The 18,515-nt window shown below is 67.4% G+C and carries 14 protein-coding genes and 1 pseudogene; 6 read left to right on the plus strand and 9 right to left on the minus strand.

The genetic code is table 11. The features are described 5' to 3' along the window. Positions 1 to 140: 140 nt before the first annotated feature. Positions 141 to 635: a hypothetical protein gene (locus IT184_04200; GenBank protein ID MCC7007996.1), complete on the plus strand. Its 495-nt coding sequence runs from the start codon at positions 141 to 143 to the stop codon at positions 633 to 635. A gap of 1,224 nt (positions 636 to 1,859) precedes the next feature. Here IT184_04200 and IT184_04205 read toward each other — a convergent pair. The 3 genes from IT184_04205 to IT184_04215 form a co-directional block, all read right to left on the minus strand. Then, positions 1,860 to 2,360 (minus strand): GNAT family N-acetyltransferase, encoded by a 501-nt coding sequence (locus tag IT184_04205; protein ID MCC7007997.1) that lies wholly within the window; start codon positions 2,358 to 2,360, stop codon positions 1,860 to 1,862. Positions 2,361 to 2,440: 80 nt separating this feature from the next. Further along, on the minus strand, positions 2,441 to 2,794 hold the full coding sequence (locus IT184_04210; protein MCC7007998.1) for a hypothetical protein: 354 nt from the start codon (positions 2,792 to 2,794) through the stop codon (positions 2,441 to 2,443). 59 nt (positions 2,795 to 2,853) lie between these two features. Further along, the gene (locus IT184_04215; protein ID MCC7007999.1) at positions 2,854 to 4,776 is read right to left on the minus strand and encodes a PEP-CTERM sorting domain-containing protein; all 1,923 of its coding nucleotides are present in this window, start codon (positions 4,774 to 4,776) and stop codon (positions 2,854 to 2,856) included. A gap of 100 nt (positions 4,777 to 4,876) precedes the next feature. On the opposite strand from IT184_04215, the gene IT184_04220 reads away from it, so the two are divergent. Then, positions 4,877 to 7,918, plus strand: a complete 3,042-nt coding sequence (locus tag IT184_04220; GenBank protein MCC7008000.1) for an AAA family ATPase — start codon at positions 4,877 to 4,879, stop codon at positions 7,916 to 7,918. Between the two features lie 722 nt (positions 7,919 to 8,640). Then, positions 8,641 to 8,925: pseudogene (locus IT184_04225) on the plus strand (Ig-like domain-containing protein). A gap of 187 nt (positions 8,926 to 9,112) precedes the next feature. On the opposite strand, the gene IT184_04230 reads toward IT184_04225, so the two are convergent. Next, positions 9,113 to 10,414: an ABC transporter permease gene (locus IT184_04230; GenBank protein ID MCC7008001.1), complete on the minus strand. Its 1,302-nt coding sequence runs from the start codon at positions 10,412 to 10,414 to the stop codon at positions 9,113 to 9,115. After that, a complete protein-coding gene (locus IT184_04235; GenBank protein MCC7008002.1) occupies positions 10,414 to 11,154 on the minus strand; it encodes an ABC transporter ATP-binding protein in 741 nt (246 codons plus the stop codon). Before IT184_04235 ends, IT184_04230 begins: the two co-directional genes overlap by 1 nt. Before the next feature lie 112 nt (positions 11,155 to 11,266). Between IT184_04235 and IT184_04240 the strand changes: the two genes are divergently transcribed. Beyond that, positions 11,267 to 12,865, plus strand: coding sequence for an ATP-binding cassette domain-containing protein (locus tag IT184_04240; GenBank protein MCC7008003.1), 1,599 nt, complete (start codon positions 11,267 to 11,269; stop codon positions 12,863 to 12,865). Positions 12,866 to 13,031: 166 nt separating this feature from the next. Here IT184_04240 and IT184_04245 read toward each other — a convergent pair whose 3' ends face one another. Then, positions 13,032 to 14,288 (minus strand): OmpA family protein, encoded by a 1,257-nt coding sequence (locus IT184_04245; protein MCC7008004.1) that lies wholly within the window; start codon positions 14,286 to 14,288, stop codon positions 13,032 to 13,034. Between the two features lie 254 nt (positions 14,289 to 14,542). Between IT184_04245 and IT184_04250 the strand changes: the two genes are divergently transcribed. After that, positions 14,543 to 14,704, plus strand: coding sequence for a phosphatidate cytidylyltransferase (locus IT184_04250; protein ID MCC7008005.1), 162 nt, complete (start codon positions 14,543 to 14,545; stop codon positions 14,702 to 14,704). Between the two features lie 78 nt (positions 14,705 to 14,782). On the opposite strand, the gene IT184_04255 is transcribed toward IT184_04250, so the two are convergent. The 3 genes from IT184_04255 to IT184_04265 are packed head-to-tail and all read right to left on the minus strand — an operon-like array spanning position 14,783 to position 17,507. Further along, complete coding sequence (locus IT184_04255) at positions 14,783 to 15,226, minus strand: nucleoside deaminase (protein MCC7008006.1); 444 nt, start codon at positions 15,224 to 15,226, stop codon at positions 14,783 to 14,785. Between the two features lie 14 nt (positions 15,227 to 15,240). Continuing rightward, positions 15,241 to 15,936 carry a hypothetical protein gene (locus IT184_04260; GenBank protein MCC7008007.1) on the minus strand — a complete coding sequence of 232 codons (696 nt, stop codon included), beginning with the start codon at positions 15,934 to 15,936 and terminating at the stop codon, positions 15,241 to 15,243. Then, positions 15,933 to 17,507: a S8 family serine peptidase gene (locus IT184_04265; GenBank protein MCC7008008.1), complete on the minus strand. Its 1,575-nt coding sequence runs from the start codon at positions 17,505 to 17,507 to the stop codon at positions 15,933 to 15,935. Before IT184_04265 ends, IT184_04260 begins: the two co-directional genes overlap by 4 nt. Before the next feature lie 147 nt (positions 17,508 to 17,654). Between IT184_04265 and IT184_04270 the strand changes: the two genes are divergently transcribed. Beyond that, entirely contained in the window at positions 17,655 to 18,509 is an 855-nt protein-coding gene (locus IT184_04270) for a hypothetical protein (GenBank protein MCC7008009.1), read from the plus strand. Positions 18,510 to 18,515 lie beyond the last annotated feature (6 nt).

Genomic DNA, 18,515 nt, shown 5'->3' on the forward strand with positions numbered 1-18,515 from the left:
CCGCGCAGTGTAGTACGGCCGATCCGATCTCGCCAGCCCGACACGCGACGTTTGGACACCAGACGGCCGGCCGGATCCTGCAGAATCAACTACATGGATCGGGATTTCTTCACCGGAAAGTAGCTAGCCTCGCTGGTTCCATGGTCCATGGCCAGACCATCGCACCGATCCCGTCAACCGTGGAAGCCGCTGAGGCCGAAGGGGCCAAACACCCAAGAGGCGGTGGCGCCGAGCAGGCGATGTACGCCGACGCATGTGGACCGACGGATCGGCGCTGCGTTGATGCGGATGCATCGGCGACGAACCGAACCGCTCGTTCCGGAGAGTTTGTCGCCGGCCCGTTCAACCCGAGGGTGTTGATGGGTGACCCGCGCGGGCCGCAGGGTGCTCAGCGCAAAGTCTGGTGGACTCCCAGGCAAGGTACCGCGATGCCGCCGCTGCAACTTCGAGCCGCCAAGATCGACGACCCAACAGTCACCATCAGCTGGACGTTGCCGTCAATCGCGCGCGGCAACCAAGAAGACTTCTACAACACGCTGTTTCGGTTTTCGGCGGTTGGCAAATGGCTGGTAGTGGTTACAGCTGGAAACAACTGGGGTTGCTTTCTTCTCGACGAGATTGAACTCAAACCCTGAGTCACGCAGACTCACTCAAACTGAGACACTAACCGGCCGGTCAAACTGAGACACTTCTAACGGTGGCCAAGCCTGTCGCGCGATTCACGTGTGAGTGTTGCGGTCGCCCGTTCATGGTCTGGTATGAATCAGAAGCACCAACGTCTCAGGTCCGCTGCCCCTATTGGCGCTGCCCAGTTCGTCCCAGCGTTGAAGTGCCCGGCCAGTTCTTGATCGTGGCGAGAGGCCACCGCACGCCGGATCAGTCAAACTGAAACACTACCCCTGCGTCGCGCCGGAGCTGGTCGTCAACCCAAACTAGTGTAGAAACGGCCCTCGTCCGGTCAGTCGGAACCACACGTCAATCCAAGCGAGGACAGCGATGGTGCCCGCCATCAACCGGAGTACCCACTGCTGTCAGGGTTTCGGGACGTGCCAAGGGGCATGCCTCGGGCTAAGAGGACGAAAGCGGACCGGTCGCATCAAGGCGACGACAGAAAAGAAGGCGGCGAAGAACACAGAGCCAATCGTGTCTGGCGGCGGCGCTCAACCAGGCGCTAGGAACCCCCGTAAAGTAGGACGTGCCGAGCGCACGAATCAGATGACCGTCGGCCGGCTCATTTCGTGAAAGACGCCCGGGGGCGACGACACTCGAAGAAGTAACGGTCTGGCGGTACACTCAGACCACACCAACGCCACGCCGAGGCTGTCTCGAGGGAACGCTTAGCCCGCTTTCCAATGGGGAGGCACGACCATGAGAACCATCGTTATCCGTTTGGCAATTGCTGCCGCTATCGCACTCGTGGGGTGGTCTGTCGGCAAAGCACAGACGCAGATCGCGGATTTCGAGATGACGATTACCGCTCCACCCGGAAGGACGGTGGTTGAGTGCGCGAAGGGCTGTGACTTCCGCTTTGATATGGGCGATACCAGCGCCCTACCCAGACCAAATACTCGGTTCACGTTCGAGTGCGGCGGACCATCCGCAGCTCAGTGCTCAGCCACGATCAACGGCCGAGGTCACGCCGGCATGGCGCGACGGTAAGTCGATAGACCGATCCTCCCGTTCGCCGTGCCCGGGACGCTGGTACGGCCACTCCGCCTGTTGACCCTATGCAATCAGGGCAGGAAATCGACCGGTCAGTCGTTGATCGAAACAGCAATGACACGCGGCCGCACTACCGCCACGTGGTTGGCTTGAGAAACCAGGGACGGCGGACATCCGTAGAGGCGCATCGGATCTTTCTAAGTGCCGAGTTCCAGCACCATGTAGTGCTCACTTGCGTCGACCGTTCCGATTCGGATGGCTGCAGGTTCGACGCCCCATGTCTTGAAACCGAGAGATACGTACAGGGCCATCGCGGCCGGGGCCCTGTCGCTCACGCTCAGGTGAACGTGCGCCACGTGGGGAAGTGACCGAGCAAACCTGATCGCTTCAGTGACCAAGGCGCGTGCGGCGCCTTGTCTTCTTGCGGATGGCACGACGTAGAGGCCCCAGACGTCGCACTTATGCGAACCCTTCATCTTCTGTTCACGCGCAATGCCGATGATACCGACGAGATCGCCGTCGAAAGCGCCAAACAGGGCGCTCTCGTCCCCATCGAGAGCCTCCCGTACCCACTCAAGGGAGCCGGCTCTGTCATCCTCCGGCGACGAGCCGAACGAGAACGGTGACTCCTGCAGGGCCCTACGTCGCAACGGGAGGTACACTTCTGCGTCTGCCGGAACGAGCCTGCGAATGAGCATGTCTTGCGGGCATGCTACCCGAGTTTTCCGGCCCCATACCCAGCTCGTGTCTCGTGGGATAACCGTGGGAGGGAGCGCTGCTACTGCCGCGCGCGATCCTCTGCAATGAGCCGTGCCACACGCGACTCGGCGGTCACAGGCTCCACAAAGACGACGTGACGGGAGTCGATGATCATCCGATCCGGCGCATGCCATTCACGCCCGCGACGGATGAGCACGCTGTTCGGTTCCTTCGTCTCGGGCTTCACCGTTGTCTGGACGTAGTAGACGTTCCTGAGAACCAGGTACGGCCCACCGAACTGTTCTACTCTCCCGAAATAGACGGCGTTGTTGTCGAGAACCACCGCATGGAATTCGTTTGCCAGGGTTACGGCTTGAGGCGCTCCTTCCGCACGGTCACAGGCCAGCGCGGCGATCAAGGCCGTCACCGTCACGGCACCCTTTGCCCATGCCGACCGCCGTGCGCTCACTCGTACTACGCCGACGCCCCCCGTCACGAACGCACCTTTCGCAGCAGCAGCCTGGCTCTTGCCGCGGCCAGCGCGACGCCGCTTCCGAGCAGTATCAAGGTCCCCGGCTCCGGAACCGGCTCGGCTGAGACGACATTAACCGCACCGGCCGTTGTGAACGTCTGCTGGTAAAAGTTCGGCTCCGCCAGCACGCGATCCAGCGCAAGGACGTCTTCGGCCGTTTGCGGGGGAGTGAACGTGGAGAGGTTGGAGAAGAACAACGTCCCGACGTTGTCGGTCAGCGCGGGATTTGTCGGGAGAAAGTAGGAGCTGATGTCGGAACAGACGACGCAGAGGTCGCCGAGGCTCATCCCATACAGCGGGTGCGACGGATTCGTGACCACGAACCCGTCGTCCACGTCGAGCACGCTCTGCTGTTCGGGATGGTCGGGGCGGTCGAGTCGGGACACCATCCGCTCGAAGCCGACGGCCCGGCCGGCATAGAGGCCCGCGATGTCGACGTCGTACACACTCTCCCCCGTGTCCTCGTCGTCGAATACGTGATGCATTGTCAACAAGCCGCCGAAGTCGATGTCACGAGCGAGCGTCAGCGTGTCGGTCGTGATCGGAGGCACATTGACGGAAAAGCTCTCGTTGAAGAGTGGCGGCAGCGTCAACGTGAACAGATCGAGGTTCGTCCTGAACGCTGGTCCGAGTTCGACGGGATCCTCGAGCTTCAGCGCTTCGACCAGCATCGACCCGTTGATGAAGACGCCGGTCTCGTTGTGGAACGTGTTCTCCAAATAGAACGTCGGCTTGATGCTCATCTGCGTCGAGTAGCTGGTCGTCGGCGACACGGTGATCGACTCGCCAACGCCGAAGCTGACCTGGTTCGTCGCCCGGCCATCGAAGATTACCGGCTCGCTGAACTCAAGGGCGACCTGGACGGACGGTTCGAACGAGAACCGCTGGTAGACACCCAGGGTCGCGTGTGGCTCCAACTTGAGCAGCTCATAGCCGAACCCGGCGAACTCACGGTGTAGAAACTGGCCGATGAACGGAATGAGCTGTTCGACGTTGAACCCGAAGTCGAACACCGGCTGCGAGTCGCTGCCTGCGAGCGTGCGGTCCGGCTGAAGATCCCCAGTGACGCTGAGATCAAGGGCGTGTACCGTCAACTCGGCCCACCCGTTGAGGCTCAGCGGCTCGCCGAACTCGAACACCGGCTGTCCCATCACGTAGAGGCCCTTGAGCGTGCTGACCTCCAAGATTTCCTGGTCGTGATGGACGCTCGGCAGATCCACGCTGCCGAGGTCAAAACAAGTCAATATGCAACCTTCGAGGTTGATGCTGGCGCTCGCATCGACGTTGACATCGAGCCGGGCCTCGGCGAACGGAAATGTGGTCGTGAATCCCGCCGCGGGCCGGAACGCGAACTGCGACGCCATCATGGGACTGCCGACGAACAACCCGTACCCCGCGCCCGCGACGCTCGTGACGGTCGCGATCGGGAACTGCCGCGGCGGCGTGACGCCCGTAGCGAAGCTCGCCGAAATGGTGAATGGATCGGCCGGAATGCGATCCGGCAAGTTCAGTTCCAGATCCCGCGGATAGTTCACGTTGAGCTCACCGCCGTTGACGTGATAGTGCGCGGTCAGCCCCGCGTCGAATGTCGCCGACGGGTGGATCTTGAGCGAGCCGATATCGAGGGAGATCCCCAGGATATCCAGCAGCGCGTCGATGGGACTCGTCTCGATCGTCGGATCGACGTGTCCGCTGAAATGGGGATCCGGAATCTGCAGCGTCTTGTCGAGGACGAAGGCCTTGGCCGCAGCCCAGGGGCTCTGACTGACAGCGGCAAAATTGAGCTGAATCGGCTCGGCGCCGGCGGCAGTCGCCGTCCCGAGCAGGATCAGAAGGCCTCCGACGACGATTGTTGGGCGGGAAGAATACTGGACCGTCACCATACAGCCTCGCGTGTGCGCTCAGGGATTGTGGAGACGGACGCGGAGGCGAACAAGGAGATTATGGTAACGACCGGTAAAATCTGGTAAAGCACTGGGGCCGATGAGCGTTCCGGTCCTGACATTCGCGGAATTCACGCTCGATGCCGCCGAGAGCGCCCTGTTTGTCGGGGACACACGGATTCCGCTCTCGCCCAAAGACTGTGCCCTGCTCCATCACCTCGTGACTCATGCGGGGACCGTCATTTCCCATCGCGAGCTGCTGGAGGTTGCCTGGAAGGACCAGGCGGTCACGCCTGATGTGCTCAAGGTGCGAATCTCTCGGCTTCGGCGCCTGCTCGGCGACGACGCGGCGTCACCGCGGTTCATCGCGAACGTACATGGCGACGGCTACTGCTTCCTGAGCCGGCTGGATCAGGTGCGCGTTGGCGGGCCCGAGATGGCGGAGCGCAGGTCGCGGAGCGTCGTCGGACGTGCGCGCGAGCTCGCGAGGCTTGGTGCCGCCCTCGAGGACGCGGGTCGCGGCCGACGGCGCGTGGTGTTTGTCACAGGCGAGGCCGGCATCGGCAAAACGGCGCTGATCGACCAGTTCCTCTCTCGATTCGCGCCTGTCCCCGACTCGTCGTCGGGGCCCGGACACGCGCGTTGGGTCGGCCGCGGGCAGTGCATCGCCCACTACGGCAGCGGTGAACCATATCTCCCCGTCATGGAGGCGCTGAGCCGAATCGCTCAGACGTCGGCACGAGACCGTCTGATACGTGCGCTGCGGCAATACGCGCCGACATGGTTGATGCAGTTGCCCGCCCTGACGACCGAGGACGAACGACAGGTCCTGCAAGCGCGGGCGGCTGGTTCCGAGGACGCGCGCCAGCGGATGCTGCGTGAGTTGGCCGAGGCCCTCGAGTCGCTGGGCGACCCTGACCACGGTCCGTCGCCGATGTTGGTCCTGGTCATCGAGGATCTGCAGTGGGCCGACGTCTCGACCCTTGACCTGCTCAGCATGCTTGCGCGCCGCCGCGAATCCGCATGTCTGCTCATCGTCGCCAGCTGTCGATCCCGTGATCTCGTGAACGAGCCGTCGCTCGGGCCGCTTCTCCTGGAACTGCGGGTACAGGACACGGTCTCGGAAATCCGCCTCGGTCCACTCGACCGAGGCGACGTGGCGGCGTATCTGGCGGCATACTGTGGGCCGGACGCCCCTCCCCCCGGACTCGACGACATCCTCTACGCACGAACGGCCGGGAATCCTCTCTTTCTCAAGGAGGTGCTTCGAGACCTGCGAAGCCGCGGCCTCCTCGTGAACGGCGACAATGGCTGGACGTTGCAAGGCGATATGTCGACGCTCGCCCGTTTGATGCCGGAGAGCCTGCGTCAACTGGTATCCGAACAGGCGTCCAGACTGGGCGCGGAGGACCAGCGCGTGATCGAAGCGGCGAGCGTGGCCGGCGTGGAGTGCTCGACGACCGAGATTGCGGCCGCTCTCGGCGCCGACCTCGCCGACACCGAAGACCGCTGCCTCCGGCTGAGCGAGCGGCAGGAATTCCTGCAGGCATCGGCCACCGCCGAGTGGCCCGACGGAACTCCGTCGATGACGTTCCGTTTCCTCCACGCGTTGTACCAGGAGTTGTGGCAGCAGCGTGTCGGGGCGAAACGGCTGCAGGAATGGCACCTGCGCATCGCCGAACGGAAGGAGGCAGGGTACGGAAACCGAGCAGCGGAGATTGCGCCGGAGCTTGCCATCCATTTTGAGCACGGCGGCGACTTCATTCGCGCGATTGCGTACCGCGAGCACGCCAGCCAGCTTGCACTGCAGCGAGCGGCCCACGTCGAGGCCCGCTCGCATCTCGACCGCGCGTTCGCGGTTCTGCCGAAACTCCCGGACACGCCGGCGCGATGGCGCGTCGAACTGCGGCTGCAGATCGTGGCTGGCACGTGGTACGCGTTGACCGCCGGCTACGGTTCTCCGGACGCTGCGGCGTCCTTCGAACGCGCCCATCAACTCTGCCGTCAGATTGGCGATCGGCCCGAGCTCATCGAGTCCGCGTTCGGACTCTGCCGGTTCTTCTGGAGCAAAGGCGACTTTTCGCGAGCGCGCGATCTGATCGACCAGATGTCGATGCTCATCGGCGCCGGCGCGAATCCGATCCAGTCGATGGCGGCGCACGCCGCTATCGGCTCGGTGCTGCTGGGCCAGGGTGAGTTGTCCGGTGCGGCTCACCACTTGAAGGCCGGCCTCGAACTGGCGCAAGTTCACTGGACGGACGGGCTGCTCGGACTCTACGCCAGCGACCTCGAGATCGTGTGTGCCGGATCACTGGCGAACACGCTCTTGATCACCGGCTTCGGCATGCAAGCGGATCGTCTCCACTCGGAGGCGCTTCGCATCGGCCGCTCCCGATCTCATCCGGTTGCAACCGCCGGCGCGCTCGGCGGCGCGGTTCTGTACCATTGTTTTGGCGACCAGCCGGAAAAGGTGCTCCCGTTCCTCCACGAGTTGTCGGGACTGCCGCCGATCTTCCCGTTCGTCGAGGCGCTTCGCGGATGGGCCTTCGTCGCCACAGGACGTGGAAACGAAGGCCTCGAGATTCTCGAACGAGGCACGACGACGTTCCTCTCCTCCGGCGTCGGGCTCTACGAACCGCTCGTCCTGGGGATGCTGGCAGATGGCTACAGGCGGATGGGCCAACAATCGGCTTCCCGACAAACCCTGGCAGACGCGCTGCGGGCGTCGGCACGCAACGGGCCAAACCTCTTCGAGGCAGAGTTGCATCGTCTCGACGGCGAGCTACACGCTGACGCCGTCGCGGACGTTCGCTCTGGCGCGGCCGGTGGATCGGAACGGACCGGTGCCGCCGTCGGCGCCGCCGCGGCCAGAGCTGAACAGTCGTTCGCGCGTGCTGCCGCACGCGCCCGCGAGCAAGGCGCGACGCTGTGGGAACTGCGAGCAACCCTGAGCCTCGCGCGACTGCGACAGCGCCTGGGCACGCATCGCGACGAAGATCTGCGCGCGCTCGTGTTCGACGTGTACGCGCGGCTTCCCGAGGCCTTCGAGACGCCGGACGTGATCGCGGCCCGGAGATTTGTAGGCGACGAGCGACGTTCGCCGTCATCTGTGTGTCAAGCGGAAGGTACCGCGAAGGGCTGATAGCCCCGTTCTGTCGCCTCCCGTTCCCCGCTCCCTATGTCCTCTCGGCCGCGATAGACGAGTTCCGTCAGCGCCAACTGCCGAATGAATCTCAACCGCTGAAACAGCGGTTGGTTCAGAATCCGTCGTTCATGATCGGAGTAATGGATGCCCGGAGGCGATTGGCCTGGGGACTCGGGCCTCGTGGCAGAGACAACTAAAGAGGTGCCCGGTCCGCTGAGCGTTGCCACGCATCGCCGGCATCGTCGTACGGTCCCCCGCGGTTGTCGATCCCCTCGAGAGGGACTTTTTGAGCAGCCTGCTAAGCCACGGCGGGGCTGTGTTACGGTGTCCGTCCAGGTGTTCAGATTGCTACGGTGTCCAGCTTCTCTGAACCGAAGTAACGCGACCCTATGTTTCGCGTTGCTTCTCGGCGCCGTGATCGCCGCGTGCGGGCCTGACTCAAAGGTTCCCGCCGTTCCCAACACTCCGCCGGCTCAAGGCCTCGAGGTCCTGTCAGTCCCAAGCTCGTTGCTGGTTCAAGAAAGTGCCCTGCTGACCGTCAGGATGCGAAACGCTGACGGCACCCAGGCTGAGCTCCCGCCGGATGTCCAGTGGAAGTCAAGCGATGAGACGGTGATACGTGTTCAGCCGGGTGACGGCTCGGCCGAGCGGGTCGTAACTGCACTTCGGCGCGGAACGTCACACTCACGGTCACCGCGGGAGGCGTCGCGACGTCGGTCGTGCTGACTGTCAAGGCGCGTGTGGGCATCGTGCCTGATGTGGCGACGCCTTGCGAATTCCCGCCGACCGTTTGTGTTGCGATCGGCGAAACCCATTCGTTCCGGGTCATCTTCGTCGATGTCGACGGGGAAGAACTGACCGAACCGACAAGCGGGGACGCGACCTGGACCTCGAGTGCGCCCGATGTTGCGAGCGTGACCTCGCCCTTGGTCGGTCGCGTGACTGCCCTCAGGGCCGGTCGCGCGAAGATCACCGCTTCGACGTCTGACGGCGTAGGCGCTCTGGATGCGATTGTGACCGACGTGGTCCAAGGCCTGCCCGCCCGGGTCCGCTTTGCGCACGCTGCTCATGGCCGCGGTCCCCTCACGTTCGTCCCCAGCCGGGGTGCGCCCGTCACCCTCACCTTCGGGGAATCTGTTGACGTGCCCATCGTCTCGGGGACATTGAGTGTTCAGGTCGACGGCTTCGGTTCTAGGCGTCCTGCCAGGGGAAGCGCAGGAACGCGATCGCGCCGAAGAGCGCGGCGAACCCGAGCAGCATCGCGGACGGCACGAGGGCGCTTCCGAACCCGAGGCCGCGCCAGGTCATCGCGTCGAGCCCATCCACCGCCCAGCGTGCCGGAACGACGACGGTCGCGGTCTGCAGCCAGGCGGGGAAGACGAACGTCGGCACCCACGCGCCGCCGAGCATCACCATCATCAGCACGGCCAGCGTCGTCACGCCGCGGGCGCTGCCGGGCGTGCGGCCGAGCGCCGCGACGAGCAGCCCGAAGGTCGCCGCCATCAGCGCACAGGTCACGGCGACGAGCGCGAAGCCGGCGACGCTGCCGGCAATCCGCACGCGGAAGACGACCATCGCGAAGCCGAACGACACGAGCAGCGTGAGCAGCGACACGATCGCGATGCTCGCCACCTTGGCGCCCAGGATCGTCGATCGGCCGAGCGGCGCGCTCCGCAGCCGTTTCCAGAGGCCGCGCTGCCGCTCGATCAGGACCTCGACGCCGAGGTTCGCCGCCGCGAACAGCAGGAACTGGATGCCCATGCCGGCGAACGAGTGCGCGTAGCCGTTGTACTGGACGTTCGTGCCCGACGTGACGGCCTGCTCGCGCACGGCATAGGGCAGCGTCAGCCCGGGCGCGCCGCCGGCTGCCGGCAACCCGGCCGGCGCCGCGGGCGTCCGGTCGTAGAACCGCTGCACCGATCGCAGCAGCTCGGAGAGCCGCTGCTTCTCGTCGACCGGCATGTCGCTCCGATCCAGATCGGCGATCGAGCGGTCGACCAGTTGCCGTCCCGACGCTCCGCCGAACACGGCCTGGCTCACGGCCGCCATGACGTGCTCGGTCAGCACGCCGCGCACGAGGGCCAGCTCGCTTCGCTTCGACGGATCGAACAGCAAGTCCAGCGGCGGCTTGCCGCCGATGCTGAACAACGCCGACCCGGCGGCGTCGCCGAACCCCTTCGGCAGGATCACGCCCACGGCATCGTCTCCCCGGCGCACCCGCTCGCGCAGCTGCGGAGAGGCGGCGAGCGTCACGCGCAGGTTGCGGTCGGCCTGCGCGCGCGCGACGATCGCGCGCGACACGGCGCTTCCGTCTTCGTCGGCGATCGCCACGGCGATCCTCGCCGGCTCGCCGCCCGACGACGGTCCGGCGAAGATCGATCCGAAGAACGACGCGATCGCGATCGGCACGGCGAAGCTCATCAGCACGGCGCGGCGATCGCTGAAGAAGAGCAGCAGGTCCTTGCGAACGAGCGCGACGAAGGGCGCCAGCATCAGTCCCGCAGCCTCCGTCCGGTCAGCGCGAGGAACAGCGACTCCAGCGTCGCCTCGCCGCCGGCGGCGCCCGCGCGCGCCCGCAGCCCCGCGATCGTGTCGTCGGCGACGACCTTGCCGTGGTCCACGACGACGACGCGGTCGGCGAGCCGCTCGGCTTCCTCCATGTAGTGCGTCGTGTAGAGCACGGCCTTGCCGGCGCGCTTCAAGGCCTCGACGTTCTCGAAGATCGCGTGGCGGCTCTGGGGATCGACGCCGACCGTCGGCTCGTCGAGCAGGAGGATCTCGGGATCGTGCAGCAGCCCGGCGGCGAGGTTGAGCCGCCGCTTCATCCCGCCGCTGAACGTGCCCACGCGGTGCCCGGCGCGATCGGTCAGCGCGACGACCGCGAGCGCGCGCGCGATCGCCTCGTCGAGCCGCGATCCAGACAATCCGAAGAGCGCGCCGAAGAACCTGAGGTTCTCGCGTCCGGTCAGCTCATCGTAGAGCGCCAGATCCTGCGGCACGAGCCCGATGCGGCGCTTGGCGGGATGCGCGTCGCCGGCGAGACGCGCGCCGTCGATCGTCACCTCGCCGGCGTCGGGCGTCGTCAGGCCCGCGATCATCGCGAGGGTCGTCGTCTTGCCGGCGCCGTTGGGCCCGAGCAGCCCCACCACCTCGCCGGGCGCCACGCTGAACGACACGCCGTCCACGGCCACGAGCGGGCCGAACGACTTCCGCAGCGCGCGGGCGGTCAGCATGGCCGAGGGCCCGGCCATGGTAGCCCGACTCGGTCCCTTTGCTACAATTCAAAGGTTGTGCTCGTGCGCGCGGGCCCCGCCGTGCGCATGGAGCGCCGCCTGCGACCTTCCGATGATTTCAGTGCAGAACGTCTCGATGCGGTTCGGCTCGAAGATCCTCTTCGAGGAGGTGACCGCCACCTTCTCGCCGGGCCGCCGCTACGGCCTCACCGGGCCGAACGGCGCCGGCAAGTCCACGTTCATGAAGCTGCTGACGGGCGAGATGCTGCCGCAGAAAGGCACGGTCGTCCGCCCGCAGAAGCTCGGCGTGCTCCGGCAGGACCAGTTCGCGTTCGATCGGTTCACCGTGCTCGACACCGTGATCCAGGGCAACACGCGGCTGTGGGACGCGCTCCAGGCGCGCGACCTGCTCTACGCCAAGACCGACCTGACCGACGAGGACGGCATGCGCCTCGGCGAGCTCGAGGGCATCGTCGGCGAAGAGGACGGGTACTCGGCCGAGAGCGACGCGGCGATCCTCCTGCAGGGCCTCGACATCCCGCACGAGCTGCACACGCGGACGATGGGCGAGCTGCAGGGCGGCCAGAAGGTGCGCGTGCTGCTCGCGCAGGCGCTGTTCGGCCATCCCGACGCGCTGCTGCTCGACGAGCCCACGAACCACCTCGACCTCGACTCGATCCACTGGCTGCGCGAGTTCCTCGTGCGCTACGACGGCACGCTCATCGTGATCTCGCACGACCGCCACTTCCTGAACGCGGTGTGCACGCACACGGCGGACATCGACTACCAGACGATCATCATCTACACCGGCGGCTACGACGAGATGGTGCTCGCGAAGACGCAGATCCGATCGCGCATCGAGACCGAGAACGCGCAGCGCGAGAAGAAGATCGCGCAGCTCAACGACTTCATCGCGCGGTTCTCGGCCGGCACGCGATCGAGCCAGGTGCAGTCGCGGCGCAAGGAAGTGGAGCGGCTGCAGACCACCGAGCTCGCCCGCTCGAACATCCAGCGTCCCTACATCAGGTTCCAGATGAACCGCCCGTCCGGCAAGGTCGTGCTCGAGTGCGCCGGCGTGTCGAAGGCCTACGGCGCGCACGAGATCGTCGACGATTTCAGCGCCGTCGTCAATCGCGGCGAGAAGATCGTGCTCGTCGGCCGCAACGGCGTCGGCAAGACGACGCTGCTGAAGGCGCTGCTGTCGGACGCGCCGGGCTTCGCCCGGTCGCCGGAGGACCTCGACGCGGGGCGGCTGCGCTGGGGTCACGAGGTGTCGATCGGCTACTTCGCGCAGGACAACACCGGCGTCATCCAGAAGGGCATGACGGCGGTCGAGTGGCTGCACCAGTTCGATCCCGACGCGTCGCGCCAGGACATCCACGGCCTGCTCGGCCAGATGCTCTTCAGCGGCGAGGAAGGGCTGAAGCCGACCGAGGCGCTCTCGGGCGGCGAAACCGCGCGGCTGCTCTTCTGCCGCATCATGCTGCAGAAGCCGAACGTGCTGGTGTTCGACGAGCCGACGAACCACCTCGACCTCGAATCGATCAACGCGCTGAACATCGCGCTCCAGAAGTACGAGGGCACGGTCCTGCTCGTCACGCACGACGAGGATCTGATCGAAGAGGTCGGCACGCGCGTGTGGCACTTCCAGCCGGATGGCATCCGCGACTTCAAGGGCACCTACGAGGAGTACGCGGCCGGCGTGAAGTAGCGCCGGCCCGCCTCGAGGGCACCTGGCCCCGCCGGGTCCGTTCGGCGCGCCTACTCGCCTCAGCGCAACTCGGCCACGAACGCGCGCACCCCGACGTGCCGGTTCCGCGTGTTGAAGAAGCCGTCGCCGCTGCCGCGGCTCTCGCGGACGCGGTGACGTGTCGCGGTCACCGACATTTCACCTCGACCCGCCGGTTCAGCGAGCGCCCGGCTTCGTCCTGGTTGCCCGCCAGCGGCCGCCGCTCGCCGATGCCCGCGGCCGACAGCCGGCTGGCCGCGATGCCGCGCCGCACGAGATCGGCCACCACGGCCTGGGCGCGTCGCTCGGACAGGCGCTGGTTGTACTCGTCGCTCCCCTCGCTCGACGTGTGCCCTTCGATGAGGATCGTCGCGCTCCGGTCGGCGGCGAGGCCGCGAAAGAGCTCGCCGAGCACGCCGGCTGAATCGGCACGGATCTCGGCGGAGTCGAAGGCGAACGTGATGCCGTGGATCACCGAACCGCAGCCGAGCGCGGGCGGCGCGGGCTCCGCGCACTCCACGCGCGTGCCCGCCGGCGCGGGGGCGACGTTGAACAGGCGGAACGGCGCGCCGTTGGAGGACCGCACGCCGCGCAGCGACCCGTCCGCCGCCACGCTCAGGATGAACTGGCTCGTCGTCTTGTCCGCGCGGCTGATGCCCGTGGCACGAAGGATGTTGCCCGTGACGGTGCCGGCGAGCTCACCCGACGAGTCGTAGCACCCCGAGACGATCGGGCCCTTCTGGATCAGCCGGATCCGATTGGCTTGCGCACGCCACGCGCCCGTGAAGGCCGGCGACAGCTCGGGCGTCGCCTGCGTGCCGTTGCCGATAATCTCGCTGAACTCGAACGACGACTGCGGGCGCATCACGTCGATGCCGCCGGCGAGCCGCAGCTTCACCCAGCGGACGGGCCGCGTCGCCGCCATCGTCAGCTCGGTGACCTGCCCGCGCGCCGCGTGCGTTCGCAGCGTCGCCGACGCAAGCAGCGCGAAGCCTTCGCTCGCGCTCGTCGTCGATCCATGGACTTCCACGGTGCGCGTGAAGGTGGCCGACGGGCTCGGCGTTTCGACGACGTTCGGCACGGCCAGCCGGTCGAACGTGGTCAGCGCCGGAAGCTCGTACACGAACTCCGTCTCGGCGTCGGCCGAGGCGCCGTTCACGACGGTGAACGGCGTCGGGTCGCCGTCGGTGGCGCGCACGGCGTGCTCGAAACCGGCGCCGGCCTTCGAGCCCGTTCCGCCGATGCTCACCGGCACCGCGCCCTGAGCGAAGGTCAGATAGTCGATGCGATCGGGCGCCGCGTCAGCCGCCGGCGCGCCGGCACGGCCGGCCTGTGCTCCCGCCGCGCCCGACAGGCCAAGACAGATGACGACCACGGCCATCCAGCGAAGGACCGGTGCTGCCACGACTCCCTCCTTTGCAGAGACGTATCGTACTCGCAGGCCGATGAACCGTCGCGATCGAACGAACACGCGCGCGCCGTCACCGGGGTAACGACGACCTCATCGAGGCCGACGGCGCCGAACCCTGGGGGTGGAAGCGCATCATCCTTTGCCGGGTGTGGCCGCGAGACCCTGCACCGTGCCCGCCAGTTGACGGGCCGCCGGCGGACCGTGCTGACTCGGTATTCGGTTTGCACCGTTCCTGCGCGGAGGTTCGTATGAATGCGTTTCGCGTCACGCTCGTGGCGCTGATCGCGGTGATGCTCAGCGGCTGCGAGGCGATTGCGGGGATCTTCAAGGCCGGCGTCTGGACCGGCGTCATCATGGTCGTGATCGTCCTCGCGATCATCGCCTTCGCCGCGGCGAAGATGAGGCAGTAGGCTTGAGCAACGCGTACGGCGCAAGCCGCAAGGCGTGAGCCTGCAGGGCATGAGCCGCAAAGCATCGGCCGTGGAACTTCAAGGATTGCGCGGGGGGCGACGGGCGGCGAAGAACTGTTGCAGGCGCTCCCGGGACTCGGCGGCGAGCACGCCCGAGATGACGACCATGCGATGGTGGAGCGACGGGTGTTCGTGCGCGCGGCCGGTCGACTCGAGGGCGCCGCTCCTCGGCTCCGGGGCTCCGTAGATCACGGTCGCGATGCGGGCGTGCGCCATGGCCCCGACGCACATGAGACACGGCTCGACCGTGACGTAGAGCGCGGCGCCGGGCAGCCGGTAGTTGCCGGTGCGCCGCGCCGCGTCGCGCATCGCGACGATCTCCGCGTGCGCCGTCGGATCCGACGACGCGATCGGCTGATTCCGCCCGCGCCCGATGACCTCGTCGCCGAGCACGACGACGGCGCCGACGGGGACTTCACCGGCGGCGGCCGCCTCGTCGGCGAGCGCGAGCGCCTCTCGCATGAACGACGCGTGCGTCACTTCCGGATTCCAATCAGGGCTCTCGCGGTCACGCCGCCGAGATCCCGTTCGTTGAAGGCTCTCGACGCCCCGCCATCGCCGAGCGCGTCCGGCACCGACCGGAACTGGATCTCGGCGCCGGCGACAATCCACTTCCACACCGATACGTCGACCCCGGCGAAGGCGGCGTAGCCGGTGAACGTCTCGTCCGAGTCCTCGCCCGTGTCCGCGAAGGGCGAGCGCTCGACGTAACGGAGACGCAACAACCCGGCGCCCGCGTATGGAACGAGGCGCGCGCCCCGCCGCTCCTGGCGCCATCCGCCGCCGACCTCGAGGTGCCGCAGCTCCAGCGTGAGCGGGATGTCGAGCGGCACCGCCGTCCCGTCGAACACGACGACGCGCGATCCAGACGCGGAGGACGTCGAGAGCGCGGCGCGCACGAACAGGCCGCGCCGCAGGCGGATCACCTCCACGCCACCGCCACGGCTCGTGAGCCTGGACGATCCGAACACGCCGGCGAACGTGTCGGCCGCGGCCATGCTCGTCACGTCCGCGATCGCGAACACGCGAACCCCGATCGGCTGGGGCGGCGGTGCCGGCCGGCGATACGGAAACCCCTGTCCCTCGCCGAACCTCGCTTGCGCCCAGGCCGACGACGCACCGAGCGACAGCCCGGCGCAGGCGAGCAGCACCGCGCAACGCCGGGCCCTCATCGGCGGACGCCCGATCCGAAGATCGCCAGCCGCGCCTGGATCAGCCCGAAGCCGAACTCGCCGTCCACGCCCGGCGCGCCGAGATCGCGGACGGTGGCCTTGATTGCCGCCTCGACGGCGCGCGGGTCCCGCAGGGCGCCCTGCGACATGAGCAGCGCCGCCACGCCCGCCACGTGCGGCGCCGCCATCGACGTCCCCTCGTAGCCGACGACCACGTACCGATCGAAGCGCGGCACGGTCGTCACGGAAGGATCCTGGTCGGGCGGGTACAACGTGCTCTGCCAGATGTAGCCCTTGTCGGCGCCGCCGCCGTCGCGATCGTTGCCGCCGGGCGCCACGATCTCGATGTTGCGCGTCGACGAGTAGTACGAGCGCGTCTGCGACTTGCCGATGGCGCCCACCGACATCACGCCGCTCATCTGCGGAGCGTAGGCCGCCGGATACTCGATCGGGTTGCCTTGGTCGAACGCGTTGCCGGCCGCGACGGCGACGAACGCGCCGCGCTCGACGGCGTACGCGATGGCCTCCCGCTGCACGGGTGACGGCTCGGGCCCGCCGAGGCTCAGGTTGATCACGGACGCACCGTGGTCCGCCGCGTACCGGATCGCTTCCGCCACGACGTCGTCCGGGCATCCGCCGGCCGTCGGCGGGATGAAGCCGGTGATGCCGCGCCGCGCGCGGTCGAGCATGAGATCCCAGTAGCTGTAGCAGGCCTTCAACGGCATCAGGCGCGCGGCGTACGCGACACCGAGGGGACCGAGATCGTTTGACTCCTCCGCGATCGTCGATGCGACGTGCGTGCCGTGGCCTTCCGTGTCCGCAATCGCCCCGCCGGCCGCGTCGAAGGCGACGAAGTCGCGCGCGTCGACGATCCGCGCCAGCGAGAGATCGGGCGTCGGCGCGTAGCGCAGCGCCACGCTCTCGAATCGCTGCCCCGTCCACAACGGCGCCGTCGTCGTGCGCGGTGCCGCCGTGAAGCCGGTGTCGACGACCGCGACCGTCACGCCGCTGCCGCCGGGGTTGATCGCCCACGCTCCCGGCATGCCGATGAGCGAGAGGTTCCACTGCAGGACGGGGAAATCGGGATCCTGGGGCTGCCGCGCCGGCGCCGCGTCGATCGTCATCGCGCGGTACTGATCCGACACGATCGCCGGCACGCGGCGTATGTAGTTCGGCTGCGCGTACTCCACGTCCGGCTGCCCCGCCAGGCGACGGGCAGCCGCCTCGGCGTCCGGCTCGAGCGGATCGTCGACGACCGCGGCGTCGCCGACGCGCCGCAGGCCGAGGGCGGACGGCCGGCTGCGCAGCACGGACAGCGCGCGCTGCTGCCGCACGAGCGTCGTGCCGGACTTGAACTTGATCAGGACCTGGCCCGGCAGGTAGCGCGTGCCGCGCTGGGAAGCGCCCACCAGCGCGTCGATGCGTTCGCGCGCGATGGCCCGCGCGGCCGCCGTGCCGGCCGATTGATCGCGCGGGCCGGTGCGCTGAGCGTCGGGCCGCGCGCCCAGCAGCACGAACGCCGCCACGATGACGCCGGCGCCGAGCACGATGCGCGGAGCCGCGACGATCATCGGCGCGCAGATCCCATCGTGGCGCAGCCCTGCGCGACGCTGCACCGCTCGGGACGACGATCGTGATTCGAGAACACGGCGCCATCGGATGATAGTCCACAACGCGCCGGCACACAGAACCCGCGGGATGATGCCGATAACCCCGGCATGACGATCGCGGCACGGCTCCGGGCCGGCATGAACGCGAGCGGCGGATGGGGCTACTACGCGGGGCACGCGAGCCGCGTCGAGCCGACCGCGTGGGCGCTGCTCGCGCTCGGCGCGGACGTCGATCTCGCGCCGCATCGCGTCTTCTTCGCCCGCTGCCGGGTCTCGCCGGGCTGGCTGGCCGAGGATCCGGCGCTCCCGATCAACATCGGATTCAACGCGCTCGCGGCGTTCGCCTGTCACGTGCTGCCCGGTCTCGCTACCGGATCGGAACAACACCACCTGCTGACGGCGCTCGCGGCGTCGTCAGGCACGACCGCGCCGCAGACGCCCGAGACGCCGCAGAACAACAGCCTTCGAGGCTGGGCCTGGATCGACGGCACGTTCAGTTGGGTCGAACCGACCGCGCTCGCGGTCATCGCGCTCAAGCGCGCGCTCCACGACGGCTGGGACGTCCCCGGCGCGCCGGCACGCGTCGAGGAAGCCGAACGGCTCCTGCTCGATCGCGTCTGCGACGGGGGCGGATGGAACTTCGGCAACGCCACGATGATGGGTCAGGATCTTCGCCCCTACGTGCCGACGACGGCGCTGGGGCTGATCGCGATGCAGGATCGGCGCGACCACCCGGCCGTGTCGCAGAGCCTGCGCTATCTCGAAGCGCACTGGCAGGACGAACCCTCGGTGACGGCCGCGGCGCTGTCGCTCATCTCTCTTGCGACGCTCGGACGTCCGGTGGCGGCGTTGCGCGTCGACCTCGAGCGCCGCGCGGCCGACGCCGTCGCGGCCGGCCACCTCCACGCGCTCGCGCTCGCGTCGCTGGCCCTCGACGATCCAGCCCGTACGTTCCGGATCTAGCCGACG

Source organism: Acidobacteriota bacterium, from assembly GCA_020853395.1.
Lineage (GTDB): Bacteria > Acidobacteriota > Vicinamibacteria > Vicinamibacterales > SCN-69-37 > JADYYY01.

What these genes read in the sequence shown, in the direction of transcription:
- IT184_04200 (MCC7007996.1), top strand. Translation starts at nt 141, where the DNA reads ATGGTCCATGGCCAGACCATCGCACCGATCCCGTCAACCGTGGAAGCC.
- IT184_04205 (MCC7007997.1), bottom strand. Translation starts at nt 2,360, where the DNA reads ATGCTCATTCGCAGGCTCGTTCCGGCAGACGCAGAAGTGTACCTCCCG.
- IT184_04215 (MCC7007999.1), bottom strand. Translation starts at nt 4,776, where the DNA reads ATGGTGACGGTCCAGTATTCTTCCCGCCCAACAATCGTCGTCGGAGGC.
- IT184_04220 (MCC7008000.1), top strand. Translation starts at nt 4,877, where the DNA reads ATGAGCGTTCCGGTCCTGACATTCGCGGAATTCACGCTCGATGCCGCC.
- IT184_04230 (MCC7008001.1), bottom strand. Translation starts at nt 10,414, where the DNA reads ATGCTGGCGCCCTTCGTCGCGCTCGTTCGCAAGGACCTGCTGCTCTTC.
- IT184_04235 (MCC7008002.1), bottom strand. Translation starts at nt 11,154, where the DNA reads ATGCTGACCGCCCGCGCGCTGCGGAAGTCGTTCGGCCCGCTCGTGGCC.
- IT184_04240 (MCC7008003.1), top strand. Translation starts at nt 11,267, where the DNA reads ATGATTTCAGTGCAGAACGTCTCGATGCGGTTCGGCTCGAAGATCCTC.
- IT184_04250 (MCC7008005.1), top strand. Translation starts at nt 14,543, where the DNA reads ATGAATGCGTTTCGCGTCACGCTCGTGGCGCTGATCGCGGTGATGCTC.
- IT184_04255 (MCC7008006.1), bottom strand. Translation starts at nt 15,226, where the DNA reads ATGCGAGAGGCGCTCGCGCTCGCCGACGAGGCGGCCGCCGCCGGTGAA.
- IT184_04260 (MCC7008007.1), bottom strand. Translation starts at nt 15,936, where the DNA reads ATGAGGGCCCGGCGTTGCGCGGTGCTGCTCGCCTGCGCCGGGCTGTCG.
- IT184_04265 (MCC7008008.1), bottom strand. Translation starts at nt 17,507, where the DNA reads ATGATCGTCGCGGCTCCGCGCATCGTGCTCGGCGCCGGCGTCATCGTG.
- IT184_04270 (MCC7008009.1), top strand. Translation starts at nt 17,655, where the DNA reads ATGACGATCGCGGCACGGCTCCGGGCCGGCATGAACGCGAGCGGCGGA.